The organism is Mycobacterium stomatepiae (genome assembly GCF_010731715.1).
Lineage (GTDB): Bacteria > Actinomycetota > Actinomycetes > Mycobacteriales > Mycobacteriaceae > Mycobacterium > Mycobacterium stomatepiae.
This window is the reverse complement of the sequence record NZ_AP022587.1, coordinates 3,254,954-3,275,183: the sequence shown is the minus strand read 5'-3', so window position 1 is coordinate 3,275,183 and position 20,230 is coordinate 3,254,954. Positions and strand designations below refer to the sequence as shown.

Genomic DNA, 20,230 nt, shown 5'->3' with positions numbered 1-20,230 from the left:
TGAGCCGGGTTAGGCTCTCGCTATGCCTACGCTTGCCGGTCACCGCAATGCCGTTGCCATCTTGTCCGCACTGTCCGCCGCCACCAGTGTCGCTTTGCTGAGTGGCTGCTCCTCGCCCCAGCACGCGTCGTCCGTCCCGGGTACCACGCCGGCCGTCTGGACGGGATCGCCCGCGCCCTCCTCCGGAAAGGCGGCGGGTGAGGGCAAGCAAAGCATCATCACCCATCTGCGGGCGCCCGACGGCACCCAGGTCGCGACCGCGACGTTCGAATTCAGCAACGGCTATGCCACCATCACGATCGCGACGACCGGCGTCGGCGGCATCACGCCCGGCTTCCATGGCGTGCACATCCACAAAGTCGGCAAGTGCGAGGCCAATTCGGTTGCTCCTACCGGCGGCGCACCCGGTGACTTCAACTCCGCCTGCGGCCACTACCAGGCGCCTGGCCACTCGAACGAGCCCGCTAGCGGGGATCTCACCTCGCTGGAGGTTCGCAAAGACGGCGCCGGGATGTTGGTGACCACCACCGATGCCTTCACCATGGAAGACCTGTTGACCGGTGAGAAGACGGCGATCATGATCCATGCCGGAGCCGACAACTTCGGCAACATCCCGCCGGAGCGCTACAGCCAGACCAACGGAGCGCCGGGCCCGGATGCGATGACGATGAGCACTGGTGACGCCGGCAAGCGAGTGGCGTGCGGTGTCATTGGTGCCGGCTAGCAGGCCCCTCTCGCACATCGATTTCGCCCGGTCGCCACGACCGACGCTCGGCGTGGAGTGGGAGTTCGCGCTCGTTGACGCGCAGACTCGCGACCTGAGCAACGAGGCCACCTCCGTCATCGCCGAGATCGGCGAAAACCCGCGCGTCCACAAGGAATTGCTGCGCAACACCGTCGAGGTGGTCAGCGGCATCTGTGACTGCACCGGGCAGGCGATCGAGGATCTGCGCGAAACCCTGGGTCCCGCCCGGCGGATCGTCCGGGACCGCGGCATGGAGCTGTTCTGTGCCGGCGCGCACCCGTTCGCGCAGTGGAGCAGCCAGAAGCTTACGGACGCACCGCGTTACGCCGAGCTGATCAAGCGCACCCAGTGGTGGGGACGGCAGATGCTGATCTGGGGTGTGCACGTGCACGTCGGGATCTCCTCGGCGCACAAGGTGATGCCGATCATGACCTCGCTGCTGCGGTACTACCCGCACCTGCTGGCGCTGTCGGCGTCGTCGCCGTGGTGGAGCGGCGTGGACACCGGATACGCCAGTAACCGGGCCATGATGTTCCAGCAGTTGCCCACTGCCGGGTTGCCGTTCCAGTTCCAGACCTGGCCGGAATTCGAAGGGTTCGTCTACGACCAGAAGAAGACCGGCATCATCGACCATGTCGACGAAGTCCGTTGGGATATCAGGCCCTCGCCGCATCTGGGCACCATCGAGGTGCGGGTCTGCGACGGCGTGTCCAACCTGCGCGAGCTGAGCGCGCTGGTGGCGCTGACGCATTGCCTGGTGGTCGATCTGGATCGCAGGCTGGAAGCCGACGAGTCGTTGCCCACCATGCCGCCATGGCATAACCAGGAGAACAAGTGGCGCGCGGCGCGTTACGGTCTGGACGCAGTGATCATCCAGGACGCCGACAGCAACGAGCGCCTGGTCACCGACGATCTCGTCGATGTGCTCACCCGGCTGGAGCCGGTCGCCAAGTTGCTGCACTGCGCCGACGAACTCGCGGCGGTGGAGGAGATCTGGCGCCACGGCGCTTCCTATCAGCGGCAGCGGCGGGTGGCCGAGGAGCACGACGGCGATCTGCGCGCGGTCGTCGACGCGTTGGTGGGCGAACTGGAGATCTGATGGAGCTGGCGATGTTTCCGCTGGAGTCGGCATTTCTGCCGAATCAGGATCTGCCGCTGCGCATCTTCGAGCCTCGCTACGTCGCACTGGTGCGGCATTGCGTCGACACCGGTGAACCCTTCGGCGTGGTACTGATCGCGCGGGGGCGTGAGGTCGGTGGCGGCGACTCGCGCTGCGACGTCGGTGTGCTGTGCAGGATCGACGACTGCGTCGAACAGGGCGCGGACCGCTACTCGCTGCGCTGCCGGACCGGCGAGCGGATACGGGTGCGCGAATGGCTACCAGACGATCCCTACCCGCGAGCCTCGGTGTCGCCGTGGCCCGACGAGGCGGGGCAGCCGGTCACCCAGGCGTAGCTGGTCGACGTCGAGGACCGGATGATGGCCCTGTTCGAGCGGATCGCGGAAGCGCGCGGCACCGACCTGCCGGAACGTGAGGTGCTGCTGGGCCCGGCCGAAGCCGACGCGGGCGAGCGGCTGTACACCTTGGCCACGCGTATCCCGATCGGCGCGGCCGACCGCTACGCCGTGCTGTCGGCTCCCTCGGCGGTCGACCGGCTCGTGGCACTGGGCGAGGCGGTCGACGCGATCGCCGAGATGGTGGAGTTCCAACTGTCGCAATAGCGGTGTGCTTTCCTATAGGGAAAATGATTGTGCGACTGGATGGTTGAGTGAAAGTACATCTGCAAGTTAACGGATCTCCGACCATGGCGTCGGCGAGTGCGGCCGCGATCGCCGAGGCCGGCGCGGACGGCCTGTTCACCTTCGAGGGCCCGCACGACGTGTTCTTCCCGCTGGTCATCGCGGCCAAGGAGACGGGCCTGGAGGTGATGACCAACGTCGCGATCGCCGCGCCGCGTAGCCCGTTGCATATGGCGCACGCCGCCTACGATCTGCAGGTCTTCAGTGGCGGCAGATTCCGGCTCGGCCTGGGCTCGCAGATCAAGGTCCACACCGAAAAGCGCTACAGCAGCACGTGGGATCGGCCGGCGGCGCGGATGGCCGAAACCATCGCGGCGATCAAGGCGATATTCGCGGCGTGGGAAGGCCAGTCTCCCCTCAATTTTCGCGGCGAGTTCTTCACTCACACCCTGATGACGCCCAACTTCAGCCCGGGCCCCAACCCGTTCGGACCGCCGCCGGTGTTGATGGGTGCGCTGGGGCCGATCATGACGCGGACCGCGGCCGAAGTCGCCGACGGCCTGCTGGTGATGCCGTTCAACAGCACGCGCCACTTCGCCGACCGCACCATCCCCGCGATCGACGAGGGCCTGCGCCGCTCGGATCGAAAGGCCAACGATTTTCCGGTGATCGCGCAGGCGATGGTCGCGGTCGGCAGCAACGAGGAAGACCTGGGCGCCGCCGTCAACGGTGTCGCCTCGTTGATCTCGTTCTACGGCTCGACGCCGGCGTATCTCCCGGTGCTCGAGGTCGAGGGCTGGGCGGAGATGCAGCCGGAACTCAACGCGCTGTCCAAGCAAGGCCGCTTCGCCGAGATGCGGGCCTCGATCACCGAGGACATGGTGGCCCGGATCGGGATCGTCGGAACTCCCGAGCAGTGTGCCCGGCAGATCGCGGAGCGATTCGGCGATCGCGCCGACGAAGTGTGTTGCTATTTCCCGGGCTACACGCCGCCGAGTACCGATCTCGCCGCATTGATCGACGCCCTGCACCGGAGCCCCGCCCGACGATGAGCACCGATCTGGTGGTCGACGTCGACGCGGGCGTGGCGGTGCTCACGCTCAATCGGCCCGAGCACCTCAACGTCTATACGGCGGAGATGGGCGCGTTGTTGAGCCGGGCGTACCGGGAGTGCGACGAGGACGACGACGTTCGGGCCATCGTGGTTACCGGGGCGGGCCGGGCCTTTTGCGCGGGCGCCGACTTCTCCGGTGGCGCAACACCGTTCGACAGCCCGCAAGATGATGCGGCCTTCTCCGCGTCGCCGATCGACCCGGCGGCGTTCGAATTGCGCAAACCGGTGATCGCCGCCGTCAACGGGCACGCCATCGGAATCGGGCTGACCATCGCGCTGCAGGCCGATATTCGCATCCTCGCCGAGGACGCTAAATATGGTGTGGTGCAGGTGCGCCGGGGAGTGATACCCGATTGCATGGTGCACTGGACGCTGGCGCATCTGACCAATCTCGGAGTGGCCGCCGAGGTGCTGTTGACCAGGCGCACGTTCGACGGGCCCGAGGCGGTGGCGTTCGGCATCGCCAATCGGGCCCTGCCGGCAGCGCAGGTGCTCGACGCCGCGCTGAAGATGGGCCGCGACATCGCGGTCAACGTGGCTCCGATGTCGGCGGCATTGAGTAAAAGGCTGTTGTGGGACACCGCGATTCACGGCTACACGCCACGGCAGGTCGCCTCGCTGGAAACGCAGCTGCACCACCGCGTGATGGGTACCGACGATGCTCGTGAAGGCGTGGCCGCGTTCGTCGAGCGACGTGCGCCGCGGTTCGGTTCGCGGGTGTCCCGCGATTGGGAGTCCCTGCCGAAGCCGTGATGTCTGTATCTGTGGACTAGACGGCCGAATAGTGATTCGCGGAGAGCCGCCGGTAATCCAGGCTGGTACCAGCCGGTTGCGATGACACCCGTCTCGAGCCGAGCATCCACCCAGCATCATTACCGAGGAGATCGACCACGTGACCATTCCGTCCAACACCACGATTGCGGGCGTCACCGTCCCCGACACGGCGCTGGTGAGCGATGCCACTGAGTACATCCGCGACACCGAAAACGATCTGCTATTCGACCATTCCCGGCGGGTGTTTTTCTTTGGTGCGTTGCATGGCCGTCGCCTCGGGCTGACACCCGATCTGGAGTTACTCTACGTCGGAGCGATGTTCCACGACCTCGGCCTGACCGAACTGTACCGGAGCTCGAGGATTCGTTTCGAGATCGACAGCGCCAATGCCGCAAGCGATTTCTTGCGGCAGCACGGATTGAGTGAAAGCGATGCCCGCAAGGTCTGGCTGGGTGTCGCTTTGCACACCACTCCGGCGATTCCCGCATACCTCGATCCGGAAGTCGCGCTGATCACCGCCGGTGTGGAGACCGACAATCTGGCCATCGGGCGCGACAAACTCTCCCCGGACGCGCTGGCCGCGGTGACGGCGGCCCACCCTCGGCCCGACTACAAACGCCGCATCTTGCTCGCCTTCGCAGAGGGGACCAAACACCGCCCGACGACGACCTTCGGGACCGTCAATGCTGACGTGCTCAAGCACTACGACCCGTCGTTCGTGTGTGACGACTACGTCGACAACATCCTGAATTGCAGCTGGCCTGAGTAGATTTCGCGCGGTCAACTCGCCGCCGGAGCCGTGACTACGCCCCTACTTCTTGAGCAGGTCGGCCAGCTTCGTCGAGCCTGTAAATTTGCAGGCCCTCACTCGCACTTTGTCTGCGGATTTACAGGCTCGACGAAATAATCAGGCTTTGAGCAGGTCGGCCAGCGCGACACCGAGGTTGTGCAGGTTGGTTTCCAGCGAGTAGGTGCGATCGAGCGTCCAGTTGACGATGCCACCCGAGAGTGCGCCAACGATGATGTCGGCCAAGGTGTCTGCGTCGTGACGGGTGCTGACCTCGCCGCGGGAGACGCCTTCCTTGATGAGTTCGCCGAACGTGGCGTGCAGGTTGAACCCGCGCTGAATGCCATAGCCGGAGGTGGCAAGCATCTCGCCGATCAGCCGCGCGGGGATCGGTTCGGTGGCGCGCGCGAAGACCACTTCGTGCAGGTTGACCAGCCGTCGCTGCGCCAACGCGCGGATCATGTCCTGACGGGTGGGGAAGTGGTTGAAGAACGTCCGGTTCGCCACGTCGGCGCGTTCGCAGATCTCCTCGATCGTGGTGGCCGCGACTCCCTGCGCCAGAAACAGGTCGAACGCTGCGACGAGGATCCTCTCCCGCATCTCCTGTTTGCGACGCTCCAGCCTGCTCATGCGCTGGCACAGAGCTTTTCGGACAGCGCCCACCACTCGGCGGCCCGATGCTCGTCACGCGCGTAGGGTGCGCCCGTTTCACTGACCCCGCAGTCTTCCAGGTAGAGCGCGCCCCGGTCGGCCAGCTCGGGGCTTACCGCGGCCCACACTTGCGTGGCCGCACCTTGTTCGGGAGTGGAAAAGTCGAGCCGGCCGTTGGTCGTTTCGCCGCGCAGGGTGCTGTTGTCCACGACGAGTTTGCGAAGGTCGGAGAAGTCTTCGCGCGACATGTACCGGGCCAGTGAGGTGGCAACGGTGCCGGGATGAACGGCGTAGGCGCGAATTCCCAACTCGCGCAACCGGCGATCGGCTTCTATCGCGTGCAGGATGTTCGCCGTTTTGGCGGCGCCGTATGCCGCGAACTTGTCGTAGTCGCGACGCTCCCAGTTCGGATCGTCGAAGTCCACATCGCCCATCACGTGGCCCGCCGAGGACAGGATCACCACCCGGGCGCCCCCGGCCGCGGCCAGCTGCGGGATCAGTAGCCGGGTCAGCTCGAAGCGCCCGAAATGATTTGTCCCGATTTGTAATTCGAAGCCATCCCGGGTCCGGCCGAACGGGGTGAACATCACCCCGGCATTGTTCATCAACACATGTACCGCGGGCGTGATCTCGCGGATCGTCGCCGCCGCCGCGCGAACGCTGGACAGCGCGGTCAGGTCGAGTTCGACCGTCGACGTCTGAGCGCCCGGCACCTCGTCGCGCACCCACCGTGCGGCCTCGTCCAGCGCCTCCCGATTACGGGCGGCCAGGACCACGTGGGCGCCCGCGGCGGCCAGTGCGCGCGCCGACTCGCGGCCCAGACCGGCCGACGCGCCGGTGATCACACACACCTTGCCGGACAGGACGATTCCCTCGACGATCTCCAACGCGGTCCGACGTTCGCTCATGGGCGGGCCAGCTCCCAGAGCGGGACGACCGTCGCGGGATCGCATTCTTCGTCGACGATCCACTTGCACATCCGCCGGATCGGCTCGATGGCATCCTGGGGCATCGCGACCGCGACACTGCACGCGTAGCCAAGGCTGGTCAGCCGCTGGGCGCCGAACAGCGGCAGCGTGTTTCGCAGCTGCCGCTTGAGCGACTCAGGATAGATGCCGATGGTCTGAGTGTAGGCGTTGACTGCGGCGGTCACCCGGTCGATGCTATCGACCGGCACGATGTTGGCCACGCGCCCCGACAACATCGGGGAATAGTCGACCGGCTCGTCGAACTGGGAGACGACGATCGCGCCCTCGTGCCGCTCGCCGCCGATCACGCGATAGAAGTCGTCGGTCATGCGGGATGCCTCGAGATGGTCGAGTAGCTCGCGGTTGGGATAGCGGGGTGCGGTGCTGACGATCTCGGGCAACGAGATGAGTTCGTGGTAGATCAACTCGCCGAGCCGGTTCGCGTCGGCCAGGCCCGCGGCGTCGGTTCCGCTGAGCACGAATGCATGATCTTCCAACCGATCAGGTGATCGGGCGAGGAATGCGGCCCGAGGTGAAATCTCAGTATGTGGCGGTGGATCCACAGGACCGCGCCCCCGCCCCGGTAACCGCCGAGCGAGTCGCGAAACGTCTGCTCGGCAGTGCGGGCGTCGCCGGGCGGGAGCGGGACTTCGAAGACGTCGGTGTAGTCGGACGCGGTCTGGCCGGTCTCGGTCTGCTCGGACCGTGCCGCGGCCGCGATGCGTTTCAGCGTCGCGCGGGTGACCACCCGGTGTCCGCCGCTGCCGACGACCAGGGCGCGATAGATCGTCCCGTGCACACCCGGGAAGGCCGCCCAGGTGGTCGCGCGTACCCGGGTGCGGCCAGCGGTGTCGGCGTCGAGCGCGAACACCCACCGGTAGATCGCGAACAGGTGGCGGCCCTTCAGCGCGAACCATTCGGGCTCTCGCGCTTCGTCGAGCACGAAACCGATTGGCACGGTGGACGGGTCGTGCGGGTCGCGACACATCACCCGCAGCAGCGCCGACCACGTTTCTGCGCGATTCGCGTCGATGGTTATGGCATGCTCATCAATATAGGGCAATCGTTCCATATAGAAGGAATGTACTAGATCATGGCACCTCCGCGAAAGCATGAGACCGATGTGATCCTCGACGCAGCCCGGGCGCTGGTGCTCGAGGGTGGGCCGCGCGCGGCCAGTGTCGCGGCGATCGCGAAATCCAGCGGTGCGCCGGCCGGCACGCTCTATCACCGCTTCGGCAACCGCGACGGCATCTTGGCGGCCGCCTGGCTGCGCGCGCTGGAGCGCTTCCAGTCCCGGGCGATGGCCGCCGACTTGGATACCCCTGCCGATACCGCGGTCGCGATGGCCGTCGCCGCGATCAGCTTCGCGCGCGAACTTCCCGAAGATGCCCGGTTGCTGTTGACCATCCGGCCGACAGACCTGCTCGACGAGGAGCCTGACGCGAAATTTCAGGAGACCGTGGTCGCGATGAACGCGCCGCTGACCGAGCGGGTCGGCGTGTTGGCTCGAAAACTGTATGGCCGCAGGGATTCCCGGTCCGTCGATGCCGTTGCTCGCGCGATCGTCGACCTGCCCTACGCCGTCGTGCGGCGCCATGCCCGTGACGAGCCGATGCCGTCCTGGCTGGAGGCCGACGTCGCGGTGTCGGTGCGCGCGGTGCTAGACGGCTTTGGCGAACGCGCGTAGCGACTCCACCTGAACGGGGTCCAGTGAGGGTCGTATGGTTGTGCGGGCCGCCTCGAGGTCGGCGGCGGTCACGTCGGCGGCGTCGATCGACCGCCGCATGGCGGTGAGCGCGGCCTCGCGCAGTAGGGCCACGCAGTCGGCGGCGCTGAACCCGTCGAGTTCGGCGGCGATGTCGTCGAGATTGAGGTCCGGGCTCAGCGGAATGGATTTCGCTGCGGTCCGCAGGATTTCGCGGCGCGCGGCCGCATCCGGCGGTTCGACGAACACCAGCCGTTCCAGCCGGCCCGGGCGCAGCAGCGCGGGGTCGATGAGATCCGGCCGGTTGGTGGCGCCCAGCACCACGACGTCGCGCAGCGGGTCGATGCCGTCGAGCTCGGTCAGCAACGACGCCACCACCCGATCGGTCACCCCCGAGTCGAAGCTCTGGCCCCGCCGCGGCGCCAGCGCGCCCACCCATTTGTCCATCAGCTCAGAGCCCTTGACCGCGTGCACACTCAGCTGCCCGGTGCTGGCCAGCGCCCGGACCACGAAGGTCTTGCCGCAGCCGGGCGGCCCGTACAGCAGCACGCCGCGCGGCGGATCGACGCCGAGACGCGCGAAGGTGTCGGGATGCTGCAGCGGCCACAGCACCGCTTCGGTGAGCCCCTGCTTGGCTTCGACCATGTCGCCGACGTCGTCGAGCGTGACGTTGCCGACCGTCAGCTCCTCGCTGGCCGAGCGGGACAGCGGCCGGATCACGGAGAGGGCGCCGACCAGATCGTCCTGGTTCAGCGTCGGTGGCTGGCCGTCGGTGCTGGCTCGCGACGCCGCGCGCAGTGCCGCCTCGCGTACCAGTGCGGCCAGGTCGGCGGCGACGAAACCCGGTGTACGACTGGCGATTTCATCGAGGTTCAGCTCGCCGGCGGGTACGGACTTCAATAGCGTCTCCAGCAGCGCCTTGCGGGTCGCGCCGTCGGGCAGCGGCACGCCGAGCTCGCGGTCGCAGAGTTCGGGGGAGCGCAGCCGCAGGTCGAGCTGGTCCGGTAGCGCGGACGTGGCTACCAGCGCCACGCCGTCGGTGGCCACCGCGGTGCGCAGCTCGGCGAGGATCAGGGCGGCCACCGGCTCCGCGGTCGCCGGCAACAGCGCGTCGGCGTCGGTGATCAGCAGCACGCCACCGCCGTCGCGGATTGCGCTGACCGCGGCGGCCACCGTCTTGAGCCGGTCTTCGGCCGCCAGAGCGCCGACCTCGGGGCCGTCGAGTTGAACCAGCCGGCGGCCCGCACACACCGCGCGCACCATCGTCGTCTTGCCGACACCGGCCGGACCCGAGACCAGCACACCCAAATTCGTGGTGGCACCCAGGGTTTTCAGTAGGTGCGGTTCGTCGAGGGCCAGCTTCAGCCATTCGCTGAGCTTGCCGGCCTGCACCTGGGAACCCTTGAGATCATCGACTCCGATGGCGGGATCCGCGACGGCGACCGGCTCCGGGCGGGGCGCTCTCGTGCTCATCGGAATCCCGTCGCCCCAGGAGACCAACGAGTTCGGCTGCACGCTGACCGGTCCGTCGGGATCCACGCCCGTGACCGTGAGCAGCTCCGAGGTCCAGCTGATCCCGACCGCCGACGCCAACGCCCGGCTGGCCGCCGACGTCGAGGTGCCCGGACCGAGGTCGCGGGGCAGCAGCGACACCGCGTCGCCCACGGTCATCACCTTGCCGAGCAGGGCCTGACGCAGGGTGGCCGAGGTAATCGATTGGATCGCCAGCGAAGAGCCGTTCAGTGTCACCGACCGTGCGCCGTACACCGTGACCGCGCTGACGATCACCGCGGTGCCCTCGCGCAGCCCGGCGTTGGACAGCGTGACGTCGTCGAGCAGCACCGTGGTCACCGGGATGGTTGACTCCGCGAGTCCCGCCACCGCCGCGGTGGTTCGCGATCCCGTCAGCGAGACGGCGTCCCACTCCCGGATGCCAAGGGCGGCAACGGCATTGGGGTGCATCCTGATGACGCCGCGGCGCGAGTCGACGGCTGAGGTATTCAGCCGGGCGGTCAGTGTCAGCTGTCCGGACCCCGCGCCGGGATCCGTCATGGCAATCGCCCACCCGGCTTACGCAGCCCCAGCCGTGCCACCGAGCGTCCGCCGGTGCGCCCCAGCCGGACAATCGGCCGGCGGTGGGGCTGGGCGCGACGGTTGGCACGCCGCACCGCGCGCCGTTGCTCGCGATTTTCGTCCCACACCTCAGGGTGTGCGGCCAGCCAGCGCTGGTTCCGCACCGCGAAGGGGACGTGGCAGAGGTAAGCGACGATGATGACCCAGATTAAGACGTAGGGGGCCAACACCGCCGCCGCAGCGCAGATCGCGAGGATGGCAAGCAGCGGCGCCGCCCAGTTCGGGGGCACCGCCGCCGCGTGCATCTTGCGCATCGGGATCTTGCTAATCATCAATATCGATGTCCCGGCGATCCAGAGGCACAGGAACACCGTCGACGACCACCAGCCGTCCCCGAACTGCAGCTTGAGCCCGACCAGGCCGATCATCGAGATCGCGCCCGCCGGCGCGGGCATGCCGACGAAGAACTCGTGCGCGTAGGCGGGCCGGGATCCGTCGTCCTGCAGCGCGTTGAACCGCGCGAGCCGCAGCACGACGCAGACCGCGTACAGCAGCACCGCGATCCAGCCGGCCGGCGACGTCGAGAGCAGCGTCACGTAGAGCACGATGGCCGGGGTCACGCCGAAGTTCACCGCATCGGCCAGCGAGTCGATCTCCTCACCCATCCGCGACTGCGCGTCCAGGATGCGGGCCACCCGGCCGTCGAGCCCGTCGAGAATCGCCGCCGCCGCGATCAGCGCCATCGCCGCCTTGGGTTGGTGCTCGAGGGCGAACTTGATCGAGGTCAGTCCCGCACAGATGGACAGCACCGTCATCGCACTGGGCAGGATCTGCAGATTGACCGCCCGGCCCCGAATCCTGTTGGTCATCGCAACTCGGCCAATACCGTCTCGCCTGCCACCGCGCGCTGCCCGACCGCCACGATCGGTTGGATGCCGGGCGGCAAGTAGGTGTCCAGCCGGGAGCCGAACCGGATCAGGCCGTAGGTGTCACCGATCGACAGGTTGTCCCCGACATGCGCGTTGCAGACGATGCGGCGCGCGACCAGCCCGGCGATCTGCACCGCGACCACCTCCGCGCCGAGTTCGGTCCGGATTCGGACGCTGGTGCGCTCGTTCTCGTCGCTCGCCGAGGGCAGGTCGGCCGACCCGAAGCGGCCGGGCCGATGCTGCACGGCGATCACCTCGCCACCGACCGGGGCGCGCTGCACGTGCGCGTCCAGGATCGACAGGAAGATGCTGACCCGCGGCAGGGGTGCGTCACCCATGCTCAGTTCCGCTGGTGGGGCCGCGGAGTCGACGAGACAGACCACGCCGTCGGCGGGGGCGACGGCAACGCCGGGGCGGGTGGGCGGCACCCGCGGCGGGTGCCGGAAAAACGCCGCGCAGGCGCCGGCGGCCAGCAGTCCGGTCCGGCGCGACCAGCGGTGCTTGCGTCCGACCAGGGCCAGGGCCAAGCCGGCGGAAATGAACGGTAGCCCCGCGGGATGCACCGGCGGAACGGTCTCGCGCACCAACTCGAGCATGTGCCGTGGGCTGACTGTCGGGCCCTGAGAGGTCAGGCCTTCGTCAGCGGAATGGCGGGGGCGTCGTGCCACCCGCGTCATCTTACGGAGCCTCGGTGGCGTGCTGCTTCGTCCGGGCCAGCAACTGGGAGTGTCGTACTCCTAGGTCAGATCCCAGACCTGCAGTTCGGTTCCAGCCGACACCTCCACGACGCCTTCGGGGATGTCCAGCAGTGCGTTGGCGGAGGCCAGCCACCGCAGGTGGTGTGAGGCCGGCGGGCCGTAGCTGAGCACGCTGCCGGCGTCTGTGTCGAGGATCGCGCGCCGGAACTGGCGCTTGCCGCGCGGCGAGGTCAGTGCCTCGGCGAGCACCGCGGGCCGGTGCGGGCGGTGCGGATCCGGCAGGCCCATCGCCGCGCGCAGCGCGGGACGGATGAACACCTCGAAGGACACCAGCGCGCTGACCGGGTTGCCGGGCAGCGTGACGATCGTCGTGCCGGCGACGCGGCCGATGCCCTGCGGCATCCCCGGTTGCATGGCCACCTTGACGAACTCGACGCCCTGGTCTCCGTCGCGGCCAAAGGCGTCCTTGACGACCTCGTAGGCGCCCGCGCTGACTCCGCCGCTGGTGATGATCAGGTCGACCTCGTTTTCGGGGGTCGCGTGCTTGTCCAGGATCGAGCTGAACTGCGCGACATCGTCTTCGGCCGTCGCGACGGCGATCACGTCCGCGCCCGCCTCCCGCACGGCCCCGGCCAGCATGATCGAGTTGGACTCGTAGATCTGTCCGGGCTGCAGCGGGGTGCCCGGCGTCACCAGCTCGGTTCCGGTCGAGATCACCAGCACCCGCTGCCGCGGAATCACCGGCAGCCCTGGCAATCCCAGCGCCGCGGCCAGGCCCAGCACCGCCGGCGTGACGACCTGGCCCCTGCGCAGCACGGTGGTGCCCGGCGCGACGTCTTCGCCGGCGCGGCGGATGTGCTTGCCCGGCTCCGAGCGTGCGTAGATCGCGACGTTGTCCACGCCGCCGTCGGTGTTCTCCACCGGCACAACGCCCGTCGCACCCGTCGGCATCGGCGCGCCGGTCATGATGCGGTGCGCGGTTCCGGGTTGCAGCGTCAACTGGTCGGTGCGCCCGGCGGGGATGTCCTCGGCGACCGGCAAGATCACCGGCCGTTCGGGTGTGGCGCCATCGGTGTCCTCGGCGCGCACCGCGTAGCCGTCCATCGCGGAGTTGTCGAAGACCGGCAGCGCCAGCTCGGCCACCACGTCCTCGGCCAGGACCAGGCCTTGCGACTGGTCCAGTGGCGCCGCCGCGGCGGGGCGGGCGCTGATCATGGCAGCGACGACGCGCTGGTGTTCCTCGACTGACCGCACCCGGCCATTATCTTCCTGCCAGATTCCGAAGCCGATGCCGGTGTTGCCGTGCCCGACGTACAGTCGAGAACGTGATTACCGGGTTGGCCCACACAGGGGTGTGCGTCCCGGATTGTGAGGCCGCGGTGGCCTTCTACCGAGACGTGTTGGGCCTGCGTGTGCTGTCGCCGCCGTATGTGATGGCGGGTAACACCATTCGCGACGACATGGGCGAGCTGGTGGTCGATCCGACGATGAAAGCCGCCATCGTCGGCTTCGGGGACGGCAGCGATCGCGTCCTGGAGGTGATCGAGTACCTCAACGTCGACGGCCGCGAGCAGCGAGCCGCCGCGGCCCTGACCGATCACGGGCTCTCCCACGTCGGGCTGGTCTGCGAGGACCTCGACGCCACCCGCGCCGAACTCGAGAGCAAGGGCGTCCGCTTCCTCGTCAGCGGCATCGCCAAGGTCGCGCGCGTGCGCACCACCTGGTTCGTCGATCCGTGGGGCGTGGTGTTCATCCTGGTCGAGAAGAGCCGGCCCGAGCGACCCTACTTCGCGCAATGGGAGTGAAGCCGCGGGTCGGGATCATCGGCGCCGGCGCCGGCGGCATCGCGATGGGAATCCAGCTCGCCGAGGGTGGCTACGACTTCACCATCTTCGACCGCGTCGACGGATTCGGAGGCACCTGGCGGCACAACACTTTTCCCGGCGCGGCCTGCGATGTGCCGTCGCATTTGTACTCGTATTCGTTCGCGCTGAACCCGCGATGGAGCAAGACCTACGCCAACCAACCCGAGATCCTGGCCTACCTCGAACGAGTCGCGGCCGGGCACGGGCTGGGCGCGTACCTGCGCCCCCACACGTCCATCGCAACGGTGCGCTGGTCTGATCGCGAGCGACGATGGACACTGGTCACCGGCGACGGCGAGGATCACGAGTTCGACGTCGTGGTCAGCGCCGTCGGGATGCTCGATGTGCCTCACGCCCCGGATATCCCTGGTGCGCGACGGTTTCGGGGGCGGCGATTCCATTCCGCGCGGTGGGACCACGGCAAGTCGACGGCGGGTGAGCGGGTTGCGTCGATCGGCACCGGCGCCAGCGCGATCCAGTACGTCCCGGCGATCGCCCCAAAAACCGCCCATCTCACCGTGTTTCAGCGCACCCCGATCTGGATCGCGCCCCGATTCGATTTTCCGTTCACCCCGGAACAGCACGCCGAGTTCGAACGCGATCCGGCAGGCGCACAAAAGTTGCGCGACGAGGCCTTCGACGCCTACGAGGCATCGAGTTTCGACGTCGGCGCCGACCAGATCCGCGAGGCGACCGAGCTCGCCCGAAGCTACCTGCACCGCAAGATCGCCGACCCCGCACTGCGCGCCAAGCTGACACCGGACTACCCGGCCGGCTGCAAACGGCCGCTGATGTCGCGCGAGTGGTACCCGACGTTCGGGTTGCCGAACGTCAGCCTGGAAACCAACGCGATCACCGAGATCATCGAGCGCGGCGTGCGCACCGCCGACGGCGTCGAACATCGCGTCGACACCATCATCTACGGCACCGGCTTCAAAGCCGCCGACTACCTGGCCAGCATCGACGTGTACGGAAGCGGCGGCCGGCAGCTGCGCGACGACTGGGCCGACGGCGCCGAAGCCTATCTGGGCACGCTGATCGCCGGGTATCCGAACTTCTTTACGCTTTACGGTCCCAACACCAATGGCGTCAACTCGATCATCTATATCCACGAGGCGCAGACGACCTTCGTCCGCCACCTGCTCGACGTGATGGGGACTCGCGGGGTCCGCACGATCGAGGTCACCGGGGACGCGCAGCGGCGCTACAACGACGAGATCCAGACCGCGATGGAAGGCAAGGTGTGGCTGGCCTGCACCAACTACTTTCGCCATCCCAGCGGCAAGGTCGTCACCCAATTGCCTTACAGCGGGCGGACATTCTTCGAGCGCACCCGCACGCTGGTCGACGACGACTACGAGCTGCGTCCGTGAGCTAGCCAAGCACCGGCAGCAACAGTCGCGACGACGATCGGACGGTGTTGATCGTGCTGGTGCCGACCGGCGCATGACGGAAGTCCATGATGGCCGGAACGTCCGGATTCTGGTCGTCGCTGGTGAGTGTCAACCGGATGCGGTGCCCGCGGCGGAACCGACGGGCGTTGGGCAGCAAGGGGATTCGGTACTCGACGTCTTCACCGATCGGGACGCCGACCGCTGTTCGGCACGGTAGCGCCGGGGCGCCGGGGCGGCTGGCGTCTTCGTCGACCTCGCGCAGGCTGGCCCGAAGCCAACCACTGGTGAGATGCTCGACCAGCGTGCCGTCTTCGGCAATCTCGGACACGAGAACGATCCAGCCGGTGTCCAACGCGGTCGCCGACGCGACCAATCGCAGTTCGATGTCCCCGGCCACATCGAGCTCGTCGTCCAGCGGCGCGGTGGTCCAGGTCAACACCGACGGCGGATCGATCTCGCTGGCCCTGGCACGGTTGAGTCCTGCTCCCAGGGACCAGTATTCACGGCTGCCGGGTTCGCCCTCGTCGCTGGCGAGGGTTGCGTCGGCGCGCAGGGCGAACTCCACATGTGAGCTGTCGAGCGGAGGCCACGAATCCTCCGCCTTCCATTCGTCGGCTTCGGGCAGGAAATAGCGGAACGCGGGAGCCTCGAGGATCCCGGTGTCGTGTCCTTTGAGCCAATGGTCGTACCACGCAAGGGCTTCGATGTGCATGCTCTCCCATGGCCAGGTCAGGCCGTATTTGCCGAGCATCGCGACCCGGACGCAGGGACTCCTGGTCAGGTTGCGCAGCGTGGAAAAGGTTGACGGCAGGTGAAGCGGCACGTTCTCCCAATCGCAGCCCAAATAGACTGGTATATCGATGTTTTCGAGTAGCGTGGTCAAGTCGCGTTTATCCCACCATTCGTCGCGTATCGGGTGTTTGACAACGGCGTTCTGCCAGAGCTCGTCCCACGGTCGCGGAGGGTGGGGCAGTCTCATCATCAGGTTGAGCATGCCGTTGGCCGATTCACCGTTCATCGTGGCGAACTTCTTGTGTATTGGGGACAGGTTCAGCAGCCGGCGGGCAACGGCAAAAGGCGTGCTGCGGTAGAAGCGGTCGCCCTTCGTTGCGGTCAGCCCGAGCATCGACAGAAACGAACTGACGAATTTCGTACTGGGCAGGCCATGGTGCGTCGCGGCATCGTAGAGATCGCTGGTGACGGCGAACGGAAAGATGGCCCTGAGGTGTGGAGGTCGCTCGACGGCGGCCTCGAGTTGGGTCATCGCGAAGTAGCTGATGCCCAGCATACCGACATTGCCGTCACACCATGGTTGAGCGGCGGCCCACTCGATCAGATCGTGCATATCCCGGCGCTCTTGAGCGTCGAAGAAAGCGAAAGTCCCACCGGATCCGCCGGTTCCACGCAGGTTCACGATGACGTGGACATAGCCCCGGGGCACCCAGAAGTCGGTTGCACCCGCCTCGATGAAGCCGGCCGGCGCGCCGAGGTCTTGTATCTGCCGGGCATAGGGCGATGCGGCCACCAGTGCCGGAAACGGTCCGTCGGCGTCCGGACGATAGATGTCGGCCATCAACTCGGTTCCGTCACGCATCGGAATTTTGACGTTGAGGTGCCGACGCGTGCGGTACTGCGGTTCGCTTAGGTTGCGGTACTCGCGGCCCGATGTCTGCGGTCCGTTCAGCCGACGCTGCCCGGGTTCGATTCCGGCGACGCGTTTCGAAATGGTGCTCATGACCTGCTCCTGACTTTCACGGGCTGTTGAAATTCACGCTACGTTGAGATAAGTTTCAACGCAAGAGGAAATTCCCGCTATGATGAAATTCGTGCCGAAGAAGTCGGTAACTCCGGGCCCGCGTGATGAACGCGGGGTGCTGGCCGCGCGGATCGTGGCCGCTGCCCGGGACGAGTTCGCCGACCACGGCTGGGCCGGCACCACCATCCGGGCGGTGGCGCGGGCGGCCGATGTCGACCCCGCGCTGGTCTACCACTACTTCGGCTCGAAGGAAGGCCTGCTGGATGCCGCGACGAACCCGCCGCAGAAGTGGCTGGAAAACGTCGCCAAGGCGTGGACCACGCCGATCGATCAGCTCGGCGCCGCGCTGGTCACGCTGCTGCTGGCCAGCTGGGCGGACGACGAGGTCGGCCCGACGCTGCGTGCGATCCTGCAGGCCGCCGCGCACGAACCGGCCACTCGCGAGAAGCTGCGCCGCGTCGTGGAGGGCAGCCTGATGGGCGTCGCGGAGCTTGGCGGCGATGAACGCGACCGCCTCGTTCGCAGCGGGCTGATCTCGTCACAGATGATGGGCTTCGCGCTGATGCGCTACGTGTGGAAGATCGAGCCCCTCGCATCGATGACGGACGACGAGGCGATCGCGGCGCTCGCGCCCAACTTGCAGCGATACGTCGACGGCGACCTCACCGCTTGAACGGCGAGCAGACGCAGAGTCGCGCAATTTTGTTGGTGTGAGCGCGATTCTGCGTCTGCTCGCGGACCCGCCGCGTCAGATCCAGTAGTTGTCGTGCCGGATGTACCACTCGCTGCGTTCGTCGTCGGTCATGTCGGCCAGCGCGGCGAAGCCCTCGAAGTAGGCCTCGCGCGGCGCGCCGGGTGCGAACAGCATCAGGATCGACGCGGGTTCGTCGGCCTCGTTGTGGAAGCCGTGGATTCCGCCGGGCGGGACGTAGAGGAAGTCACCCGGACCGCCGTCGGTCCAGTCGGTGCCGTCGTAGAGCTTCATCGTCCCCGACAGCACGAAGAAAGCCTCCGACATGGCCCGGTGGAAGTGGGCCGGGGGACCGCCGCCGGCCGGGGCGATGTCGACCCGGTACAGGCCGTAGTCGCCGGCGGTGGCCCGCTGGTTGGCGAGGTAGTGATATTTGACGCCGGCGTTCTCGTAGTCCGGCGGGGAGTCGGCCCGTTTGAGCCAGGCGCTGACCTGTGGCTCGTCGGCGGTGTAGCGGGGTGGCGGATACGGCGGAACGACAAGGGACATGCTTTCCAGACTGCCAGTTAGCATCGCGAGGGTGGAGGCCCCCGAAGAGTTGCGAGAAGAGGAGCGCGTCGAGCGCCTCCTCGACGCCCAAGCGAAGGCCGCTCAGCTGTTCGACGAGATCGAACGACGTGCGATGATTCGCCCCGGCGAGGGAGAGAAGACGTTATCCGACGAGATCCGCGACTTGGCCGCCGAGATGTTCGGCGTGACGCGGCATTGGCACCGGCGGATAGTGCGAGCCGGCGAGAACACCTTGCTGCCCTTCAAGGAACACCCGCCGGACCGGGTGATCGCCGCGGACGACATCGCGTTCCTGGATCTGGGGCCCATCTTCGAGGAGTGGGAGGCCGACTTCGGGCGCACCTTTGTGCTCGGCGACGACCCGGCCAAAAGTGCTGTCCGCGAAGCGCTTCCGCGGGTGTGGCAGGCCGGGCGTGACTACTTCGACAATAACCCCGAGGTCAGCGGCGCCGAGTTGTTCGACTACGTCGTCGGCGTCGCCGGCGCCGAGGGTTTCGGGTGGGGCAGCGCGATCGCCGGCCATCTGGTGGGCGAGTTCCCGCACAAGAAAATCTCCGGCGACGGCGCCCAGTGGTACATCACGCCCGGCTCGCACAAGCCCCTACGGCGCCCAGACGCCGGCGGGCGGCCTTGCCACTGGATCCTGGAGATCCATCTTGTCGACCGCCCGCGCGGTTTTGGCGGCTTCTACGAGCAGCTGCTCGATCTGCCGTAGTGCCGATCGCAAGCGCGGCGCGTGTGCCGGGCGCAGCGGGTTGGCACCATCTGCCGTAGTGCCGATCGCAAGCGCGGCGCGTGTGCCGGGCGCAGCGGGTTGGCACCATCTGCCTCAGTCGAACGGATACACCACGCCGGTGCGCTCCTCGGAGACCGTCCACAACCGGCGCTGCCGCTCGAGATCATGCGACTTGTCGCTGGATGCAACCACTTTCGGGGCGCCCCGCAGTTCACCGAAGCCGTCGGGTCCGTAGTACTGCCCGCCCAGCACGCCCGGGTCGGTGGCGGCGCGCAGTTGTGGCAGCGCGCCGGCGGCCGCATCCTGCGAGATCAGGCCGAACGTCGGAGTCGCGACGCGCTCGAGCAGTGGCGGCAGGTTGCGGGTGAGCTCGGTGCGCGAACCGCCGGGGTGAGCCGCCACGGCGATCGTTGTGCCCAGCGGCGCCAGGTGTCGCTGCAGCTCGTAGGTGAAGAGCAGATTGGCCAGCTTGGCCTGCCCGTAGGCCGCGACCCGGTTGTAGCCGCGCTCCCATTGCAGATCGTCGAAGTGAATGTCGACGAGGATACGGTGGCCCATGCTGCTGACGGTCACAACGCGCGACCCGGCGACCGGCAGCAGCCGGTCCAGCAGCAGGCCGGTGAAGGCGAAGTGGCCGAGGTGGTTGGTGCCGAACTGCAGCTCGAAGCCGTCTTTGGTGGTCCGCTTCGGCGTCCACATCACGCCCGCGTTGTTGATCAGCATGTCGATGCGGTCGTGTGCGGACCGCAGCTCCTCCGCGGCAGCCCGGACCGACGCCAGCGACGTCAGGTCGAGTTCCTGCAGCGCGACGTCGGCGTGCGGACTCCGGTCGATGATGCGGGCGGCGGCTTGCTTGCCCTTGTCGAGATTGCGCACCGCCAGCACCACGTGGGCGCCGTGCTCGGCGAGCGCGGCCGCGGTCTCGTAGCCCAAACCGGTGTTGGCTCCGGTGATGACGGCAACGCGGCCCCTTTGGTCGGGAATGTCCGCTGCTGTCCACTTGACCATGCCAAACTCCTTACTAGTAAAAT

20 protein-coding genes and 2 pseudogenes are annotated in these 20,230 nt (G+C 67.3%); 11 read left to right on the top strand and 11 right to left on the bottom strand.

Annotation, left to right across the window (positions count from 1 at the left end):
• The first annotated feature begins 22 nt into the window (after positions 1–22).
• The 6 genes and pseudogenes from sodC (at position 23) to G6N54_RS15390 (ending at position 5,142) form a co-directional block, all read left to right on the top strand.
• Entirely contained in the window at positions 23–724 is a 702-nt protein-coding gene (gene sodC / locus G6N54_RS15415; protein ID WP_163790882.1) for a superoxide dismutase[Cu-Zn], read from the top strand.
• Positions 705–1,844, top strand: a complete 1,140-nt coding sequence (locus tag G6N54_RS15410) for a glutamate--cysteine ligase (protein ID WP_372513213.1) — start codon at positions 705–707, stop codon at positions 1,842–1,844. Before sodC ends, G6N54_RS15410 begins: the two co-directional genes overlap by 20 nt.
• Positions 1,844–2,467 (top strand): annotated as a pseudogene (locus tag G6N54_RS15405) (LON peptidase substrate-binding domain-containing protein). Before G6N54_RS15410 ends, G6N54_RS15405 begins: the two are co-directional and overlap by 1 nt.
• 47 nt (positions 2,468–2,514) lie before the next feature.
• Positions 2,515–3,537 (top strand): TIGR03617 family F420-dependent LLM class oxidoreductase, encoded by a 1,023-nt coding sequence (locus tag G6N54_RS15400; RefSeq protein WP_163790881.1) that lies wholly within the window; start codon positions 2,515–2,517, stop codon positions 3,535–3,537.
• Complete coding sequence (locus tag G6N54_RS15395; protein ID WP_163790880.1) at positions 3,534–4,352, top strand: enoyl-CoA hydratase-related protein; 819 nt, start codon at positions 3,534–3,536, stop codon at positions 4,350–4,352. The genes G6N54_RS15400 and G6N54_RS15395 overlap by 4 nt, the downstream gene beginning before the upstream one ends.
• A gap of 139 nt (positions 4,353–4,491) precedes the next feature.
• Positions 4,492–5,142 carry an HD domain-containing protein gene (locus tag G6N54_RS15390; protein WP_163790879.1) on the top strand — a complete coding sequence of 217 codons (651 nt, stop codon included), beginning with the start codon at positions 4,492–4,494 and terminating at the stop codon, positions 5,140–5,142.
• A gap of 138 nt (positions 5,143–5,280) precedes the next feature.
• On the opposite strand, the gene G6N54_RS15385 is transcribed toward G6N54_RS15390, so the two are convergent.
• The 4 genes and pseudogenes from G6N54_RS15385 to G6N54_RS31380 form a co-directional block, all read right to left on the bottom strand.
• Positions 5,281–5,790 carry a TetR/AcrR family transcriptional regulator gene (locus G6N54_RS15385; RefSeq protein ID WP_163790878.1) on the bottom strand — a complete coding sequence of 170 codons (510 nt, stop codon included), beginning with the start codon at positions 5,788–5,790 and terminating at the stop codon, positions 5,281–5,283.
• On the bottom strand, positions 5,787–6,719 hold the full coding sequence (locus G6N54_RS15380; protein WP_163790877.1) for an SDR family NAD(P)-dependent oxidoreductase: 933 nt from the start codon (positions 6,717–6,719) through the stop codon (positions 5,787–5,789). Before G6N54_RS15380 ends, G6N54_RS15385 begins: the two co-directional genes overlap by 4 nt.
• Positions 6,716–7,258, bottom strand: a complete 543-nt coding sequence (locus G6N54_RS15375; protein ID WP_232072844.1) for an acyl-CoA reductase — start codon at positions 7,256–7,258, stop codon at positions 6,716–6,718. Before G6N54_RS15375 ends, G6N54_RS15380 begins: the two co-directional genes overlap by 4 nt.
• Before the next feature lie 212 nt (positions 7,259–7,470).
• Positions 7,471–7,851 (bottom strand): annotated as a pseudogene (locus tag G6N54_RS31380) (hypothetical protein); the annotation flags it as partial.
• 21 nt (positions 7,852–7,872) lie between these two features.
• On the opposite strand from G6N54_RS31380, the gene G6N54_RS15365 reads away from it, so the two are divergent.
• Positions 7,873–8,469 carry a TetR/AcrR family transcriptional regulator gene (locus tag G6N54_RS15365; protein WP_163790876.1) on the top strand — a complete coding sequence of 199 codons (597 nt, stop codon included), beginning with the start codon at positions 7,873–7,875 and terminating at the stop codon, positions 8,467–8,469.
• Here the strand turns inward: G6N54_RS15365 and G6N54_RS15360 are convergent.
• The 4 genes from G6N54_RS15360 to moeA all read right to left on the bottom strand — a co-directional run bounded on the left by G6N54_RS15360 (position 8,443) and on the right by moeA (position 13,441).
• Positions 8,443–10,539 (bottom strand): AAA family ATPase, encoded by a 2,097-nt coding sequence (locus G6N54_RS15360; protein ID WP_163790875.1) that lies wholly within the window; start codon positions 10,537–10,539, stop codon positions 8,443–8,445. The genes G6N54_RS15365 and G6N54_RS15360 overlap by 27 nt on opposite strands.
• Positions 10,536–11,429 (bottom strand): CDP-diacylglycerol--serine O-phosphatidyltransferase, encoded by an 894-nt coding sequence (gene pssA / locus G6N54_RS15355; protein WP_163790874.1) that lies wholly within the window; start codon positions 11,427–11,429, stop codon positions 10,536–10,538. Before pssA ends, G6N54_RS15360 begins: the two co-directional genes overlap by 4 nt.
• Complete coding sequence (locus G6N54_RS15350) at positions 11,426–12,157, bottom strand: phosphatidylserine decarboxylase (protein WP_372513205.1); 732 nt, start codon at positions 12,155–12,157, stop codon at positions 11,426–11,428. Before G6N54_RS15350 ends, pssA begins: the two co-directional genes overlap by 4 nt.
• Positions 12,158–12,226: 69 nt before the next feature.
• Positions 12,227–13,441 (bottom strand): molybdopterin molybdotransferase MoeA, encoded by a 1,215-nt coding sequence (moeA, locus tag G6N54_RS15345; RefSeq protein ID WP_163790872.1) that lies wholly within the window; start codon positions 13,439–13,441, stop codon positions 12,227–12,229.
• Between the two features lie 71 nt (positions 13,442–13,512).
• On the opposite strand from moeA, the gene G6N54_RS15340 reads away from it, so the two are divergent.
• Entirely contained in the window at positions 13,513–13,992 is a 480-nt protein-coding gene (locus G6N54_RS15340; protein WP_163790871.1) for a VOC family protein, read from the top strand.
• Positions 13,983–15,425 carry a flavin-containing monooxygenase gene (locus tag G6N54_RS15335; protein ID WP_163790870.1) on the top strand — a complete coding sequence of 481 codons (1,443 nt, stop codon included), beginning with the start codon at positions 13,983–13,985 and terminating at the stop codon, positions 15,423–15,425. The genes G6N54_RS15340 and G6N54_RS15335 overlap by 10 nt, the downstream gene beginning before the upstream one ends.
• 1 nt (position 15,426) lies before the next feature.
• Here G6N54_RS15335 and G6N54_RS15330 read toward each other — a convergent pair whose 3' ends face one another.
• Positions 15,427–17,181 (bottom strand): CocE/NonD family hydrolase, encoded by a 1,755-nt coding sequence (locus G6N54_RS15330; protein ID WP_163790869.1) that lies wholly within the window; start codon positions 17,179–17,181, stop codon positions 15,427–15,429.
• Positions 17,182–17,263: 82 nt separating this feature from the next.
• On the opposite strand from G6N54_RS15330, the gene G6N54_RS15325 reads away from it, so the two are divergent.
• Positions 17,264–17,875 (top strand): TetR/AcrR family transcriptional regulator, encoded by a 612-nt coding sequence (locus G6N54_RS15325; RefSeq protein WP_232073787.1) that lies wholly within the window; start codon positions 17,264–17,266, stop codon positions 17,873–17,875.
• Positions 17,876–17,950: 75 nt separating this feature from the next.
• Here the strand turns inward: G6N54_RS15325 and G6N54_RS15320 are convergent, their stop codons facing one another.
• Positions 17,951–18,442 (bottom strand): cupin domain-containing protein, encoded by a 492-nt coding sequence (locus G6N54_RS15320; protein WP_163790868.1) that lies wholly within the window; start codon positions 18,440–18,442, stop codon positions 17,951–17,953.
• On the opposite strand from G6N54_RS15320, the gene G6N54_RS15315 reads away from it, so the two are divergent.
• Entirely contained in the window at positions 18,441–19,178 is a 738-nt protein-coding gene (locus G6N54_RS15315) for a M24 family metallopeptidase (RefSeq protein WP_163790867.1), read from the top strand. The two genes, G6N54_RS15320 and G6N54_RS15315, sit on opposite strands and share 2 nt — an antisense overlap.
• Positions 19,179–19,292: 114 nt before the next feature.
• Here G6N54_RS15315 and G6N54_RS15310 read toward each other — a convergent pair whose 3' ends face one another.
• Positions 19,293–20,207, bottom strand: coding sequence for an SDR family NAD(P)-dependent oxidoreductase (locus G6N54_RS15310; protein ID WP_163790866.1), 915 nt, complete (start codon positions 20,205–20,207; stop codon positions 19,293–19,295).
• Positions 20,208–20,230 lie beyond the last annotated feature (23 nt).